The organism is Arthrobacter crusticola, from assembly GCF_004357995.1.
GTDB classification, from domain to species: domain Bacteria; phylum Actinomycetota; class Actinomycetes; order Actinomycetales; family Micrococcaceae; genus Arthrobacter_D; species Arthrobacter_D crusticola.
Window position 1 is genome coordinate 1 of sequence record NZ_SMTK01000007.1, and the last position, 5,021, is coordinate 5,021.

General features: G+C 64.9%; 4 protein-coding genes. 2 read left to right on the plus strand and 2 right to left on the minus strand.

Annotated elements, in window-relative coordinates; all coding sequences use genetic code 11:
• The first annotated feature begins 260 nt into the window (after positions 1–260).
• Both E2F48_RS17100 and E2F48_RS17105 read left to right on the plus strand, forming a co-directional pair.
• The gene (locus tag E2F48_RS17100) at positions 261–1,217 is read left to right on the plus strand and encodes a TIGR03885 family FMN-dependent LLM class oxidoreductase (RefSeq protein WP_133405170.1); all 957 of its coding nucleotides are present in this window, start codon (positions 261–263) and stop codon (positions 1,215–1,217) included.
• A 56-nt stretch (positions 1,218–1,273) separates the two neighbouring features.
• The gene (locus tag E2F48_RS17105) at positions 1,274–2,962 is read left to right on the plus strand and encodes an alpha-amylase family protein (protein ID WP_133405171.1); all 1,689 of its coding nucleotides are present in this window, start codon (positions 1,274–1,276) and stop codon (positions 2,960–2,962) included.
• Positions 2,963–2,987: 25 nt separating this feature from the next.
• On the opposite strand, the gene E2F48_RS17110 is transcribed toward E2F48_RS17105, so the two are convergent.
• Together E2F48_RS17110 and E2F48_RS17115 are read right to left on the minus strand one after the other, a co-directional pair.
• On the minus strand, positions 2,988–4,265 hold the full coding sequence (locus tag E2F48_RS17110) for an NAD(P)/FAD-dependent oxidoreductase (protein ID WP_246019244.1): 1,278 nt from the start codon (positions 4,263–4,265) through the stop codon (positions 2,988–2,990).
• Positions 4,266–4,377: 112 nt separating this feature from the next.
• Positions 4,378–4,875: a hypothetical protein gene (locus E2F48_RS17115; RefSeq protein ID WP_221411708.1), complete on the minus strand. Its 498-nt coding sequence runs from the start codon at positions 4,873–4,875 to the stop codon at positions 4,378–4,380.
• Positions 4,876–5,021: the final 146 nt, after the last annotated feature.

The window sequence follows — 5,021 nt, forward strand, 5'->3', positions numbered from 1 at the left end:
GTGCACAGCACACACCGGAAAAGCCTCAGAAATTTGTGTGGGTTTCGCCGCCCTCACCGGGGCAACTCCATAACTATACGACCCCCACCCCCCAAACACAAATCCCCCACCCACCCCCACAAAACCGGTGTACCGGTGCCCCGGCCCGGTCCCGAAACGCCCTGGCCGACCGGCTGCCAGGGCCGGTGCCGGCGCAGCGGGCTGCCCGCGCCGGCACCAGATTCCTCGACAGCAGGGCCGTGCCGCGGTATGCATGTCGGATGGCGATACTCGGATTCCATGCGTCCCACGAACAGATCAGCCCGTCGCGCCTGCTGGAGGACGTAGTGCTGGCCGAGCAGGCCGGCTTCGATGCAGCGATGTGCTCCGACCATATAGAACCGTGGTCGGAGCGGCAGGGCCATTCCGGGTTCGCCTGGTCCTGGCTGGGCTCTGCCCTTGCCCGGACCGAACTGCGTTTCGGTGTGGTAACTGCACCCGGGCAGCGGTACCATCCTGCGATCCTCGCACATGCCTCGGCAACACTCGCGGACATGTATCCCGGCCGGCTCTGGGTTGCCCTGGGCAGCGGCGAAAACATGAACGAGCACATCACCGGCGAGGCGTGGCCGCCCAAGGACGTCCGGCAGCGGCGTCTCGAGGAATGCGTGTCGGTCATCCGCCGGCTGCACAGCGGCGAGGAAGTGACCCACCGGGGGCTGGTCACTGTTGAACGGGCGCGGATCTGGGATGCACCGGCCACCCCGCCGCCGTTGATCGCCCCCGCCGTCACCATTGACACCGCCCGGCGTGCTGCGGTCTGGGCCGACGGCCTGGTGACGATTAACCAGCCGCATGAACACCTGCGGAACATGCTGTCGGCGTACCGGGATGCGGGCGGCACCGGCACGGCAACCCTGCAGGTGCACCTTTCCTGGGCGCCCACCGAATCGAAAGCCATTGGCATTGCCATGGATCAGTGGAAGAACAACACCTTCGCCCCACCCGTCCCGTGGGACCTTCCAACCGCCGCCTACTTCGATGCCGTTGGCCGCGACGTGGGTGAGGAGTCGGTGCGCACATCGGTCAATGTCTCGGCCAGCACCGGCGAACACGCTCAGTGGCTGCAGGAGTACCTCGAGCTCGGCTTCGACGAGATCTACCTCCACTTCGTGGGACAGGACCAGCAGCCCTTCATTGAGGCGTTCGCCGCCAAGGTCCTGCCCGAGCTTCGCTGAGCGGCAGGTCAATCCGCCCGTCGCTTGATACAGCCGTTTCACTACGAGGGGGAAGAATGAAGACCACGGAGACATCGGATCTTTGGTGGAAGAACGCCGTGGTGTACTGCCTGGACGTCGAGACCTTTTACGACTCCAACGGCGATGGCATTGGTGATTTCGCCGGCCTTGCGGAACGGGTGCCCTATCTGGCTGACCTCGGAGTGACCTGTATCTGGCTGATGCCGTTCTATCCCACCCCCGACCGCGACGACGGCTACGACATCACCGATTTCTTCGGCGTGGACAGCCGGCTCGGGACGCATGGTGACCTCGTCGAGTTCCTTCGGACGTCCAAGGATCAGGGCATCCGCGTCATCGCGGACCTCGTGGTCAATCACACCTCCGACCAGCATCCCTGGTTCCGCTCCGCCGTTGAGTCAAAGGACAGTCCTTTTCGCGACTTCTACGTTTGGCGCTCCGATGCCCCGCCGGACACCTCGGCCGAGGTGACGTTCCCTGACCAGGAGGACTCCATCTGGACCCGGTCCGAGCCGACGGGTGATTGGTACCAGCACCGTTTCTATCGACATCAGCCGGACCTGAATATCGCTAATCCGCGGGTTCGCGACGAGATCGCCAAGGCGGCAGGCTTCTGGCTCCAGCTGGGCATGGATGGGTTCCGGGTCGACGCCGTCCCCTTCTTCCTCGAGCTGACCGGGGCGCAGACGGATGAGCTGCCGGAGCCGCATGAGTTCCTCAAGGACCTCAGGCGATTCCTCGGCCGCCGGAGCCCCGGTGCGATCCTTTTGGGTGAAGTGAATCTTCCCTACGAGGCCCAACTGCGGTTCCTCGGCGGAGAGGCCGCCGACGAGCTCACCATGCTTTTCGATTTCATCGGAATGCAGAACCTCTACCTCGCCCTCGCCCGGCAGGAGGCCGCCCCTCTGGCCGCCGCCCTCGAGGGCCGGCCCAAGACGAACCCGGACAGCCAGTGGGCGACCTTCGTGCGCAACCACGACGAGCTGACCCTCGACAAGCTCACCGAATCGCAGCGGCAGGAAGTGTTCGCGGCCTTCGGCCCGGAGGAAAACATGCAGGTTTACGGGCGTGGGCTGAAGCGACGCCTGCCGCCGATGCTCGGCGGAGACCCGAGCCGCCTCCGGATGGTGTACTCCCTGCTCTTTTCACTACCCGGAACACCCGTCCTGTTCTATGGCGAGGAAATCGGTATGGGCGAGGACCTCGCCGCGGACGGGAGGCTGGCCGTCCGCACCCCCATGCAGTGGACGGACGGAAAGAACGGAGGCTTCTCGAGCGCTGAGGAGGACGACCTCGTTGCCCGCCCTGTTCAGGGCGAATTCGGCCCGGATGCCGTCAACGCCGCCCGGGCCCGGCAGGATCCGGAGTCGCTCCTTCACTTCCTGGCCGGACTCATCCGCCGCTACCGGCAGTGCCCGGAACTTGGCTGGGGAAGCTTCGAGGTCCTCCCGCAGGCCAGTCCTTCGATCCTGGCCCACCGCTGCACCTGGGAAGCCTCAAGCATGGTCCTCGTCCACAACCTCGCTCCGTCACCGGCCCCCGTGACGCTGGACGTCACCAGTCCCCGGCACAGCGCCGCCGACCTCGACGGAAAGACCCTGCTGGATCTGCTCGGCGGTACCGACCCGCGGATCTCACGAAAGGGAGCAGTCAACTTCGACATTGAACCCTACGGTTACCGGTGGCTGCGAATCCCCGACCCGAACGACCATCGGCTTCCGTGAGTCGTTTTCCTGCTGCGGCAGGAAATCACGCCCGGCCCGTCAGGATCAGCTTCCAATAGACCTGAGGGAGCACCCTCCGCTCCAGGAGCCACGTCAACCGTCGCTCCCGTGCCAGATTGTTCCACCCCGGCACCGACGGCTTTGGCCGGTACCGGTCATCGAACTCGGAGAAGACGACGGTCGAGCGGGACACGGTGAAGGGGCACGCCGAGTAGTTGTTGTATTTCTTGGCGGGTTTCCTGCCCTTGCGCACGGCTATGAGGTTTTTCGCCACAACGGTTGTCTGCTTCCGCAACGCGGCGCCTGACTTCGAGTTCCGCGTCGCCGCTGCATCACCGAGAGACCATATCGAGGGAAACCGCGCATGCCGCAGCGTCTTCGGATTTACCTCAACGAAACCGCCGGGGTCACCGTCGGCGGAAAGCGGGGAGGTTTTCAGCCAGTCAGGGGCGGACTGGGGCGGCACCGCGTGGAGGACATCGTAGGGAAGGCTCTCGCTGGTGCCGTCCGCAGTGTTGCGCACGACGACGCGCCGTCCCTCGGGGTCCACCTCGGCGAGTTCGCTGTCGCAGTGCAGTTCAATGCCGTACTCGGCAATCTTGCGGTTCAGCTCCTCGTCGATCAGTGGCATTCCAAACACGGTCGGCGTTGGAACGATCAGCACGACCCGGATGTCATCGAGCACCCCCTGTGCGCGCCAATAGTCGCAGGCGAGGTACATCGGCTTCTGGGCAGCACCGGCGCAGGTGGCGGGGCCGGGCGGCTGGCTGAAAACTGCAGTGCCGCTGCGAAGTTGACGCAGCAGGTCCCACGCCTTCGGCGCCAGCTCGAACTCGTAGTTGGACCCGCCATACGGCGATGCCATGGCCTGGGCGAGGCCCGGCACGGCGTCCCAGTCCTTCTGGATTCCGGGACACACGACCAGGTTGTCGTACCTCAGGCGCGATCCGGACGAAAGGGCGACGGTCTGGGCTTCCTGCTGCACGCTTGTGACCTCGCCCTGGACCCAGGCGACGCCGCGGGGCATGACCTGGGACTGAGGGCGCACTGCGTCGGCGGATTTCGCCGTGCCCCCGGCAATGTGCGAGAAGAGCGGCTGATAGAGGTGGTGGCTGCGCGGTTCGACAATGGCAATATCGCGGACGCCATAGCGCAGCAGCCGCGCCGCGAGGGAAATTCCGGCGTTTCCTCCCCCGACGACCAGTACCTCATAGTGTTCCTTCGAGCCGGGGACTGGTGCATCGGACGACGCCGAGCTCCATGTCCCCGGTTGTGGCATACCCGATCGGCGCAGGCGGTTCATCGAACCCACTGATACCTCATCTTCCTTCGAGGGTGCCTGCTCTTCAGGGCCGGCGGTCTCGAACCGAGTGGTGGCAGCAGGCGTTGGCAACCTGGGTCGACCCTACAACGGTTCATGTGCCGTCGGCAGTTCCTTTTGGGGCCTTGACCTGGCCCCTTCGGGCCTCAAGTAGCCTCTCCGGGTCCCCAATCGTCCCCGGTCGGGTCGACCATGGCGTTACCACCAGTTGAAATTCGTCTTCGTAGAGAACGGTGCCCGGGTCGTTCGAGAGGACCTCCCGCCACGGGACCGCATAGCGATCAAGGAGGGCCAAATATCCGGGGACCTGCTCCAAAAGGTGCGCGGCGGACACCTTGAACCATGCCTGTGCCTTCGGATTGAGGGCGCGGTCGTACACCGAAGCATCGACGAACTGGGGGTTGATGTAGGCCGCGTCGTACCAGAGGTTCGACGCAAGCCACCAGGAATAGTCGGTCTCACTCAGGCGGCCATCGCGGGCCAGCGCATTGGCAAGGCCGAAAATACCGGGGTGGATCCCCCGGGCATTGCGTTCGGACCCCTCATAACGCACGAAGGCGGCCTGCTGGGGTGCTTCGGGGTGGAACCGCATGCGTCGACTGTATCGGTGGGGGTGGTTAAAGGGGTGCAGGCCCCACCGGTGGTGGGGCCTGCAGCCTAAGGGGTGTCCGGCGGTGTCCTACTCTCCCACACTCTCTCGGGTGCAGTACCATCGGCGCTGTGGGTCTTAGCTTCCGG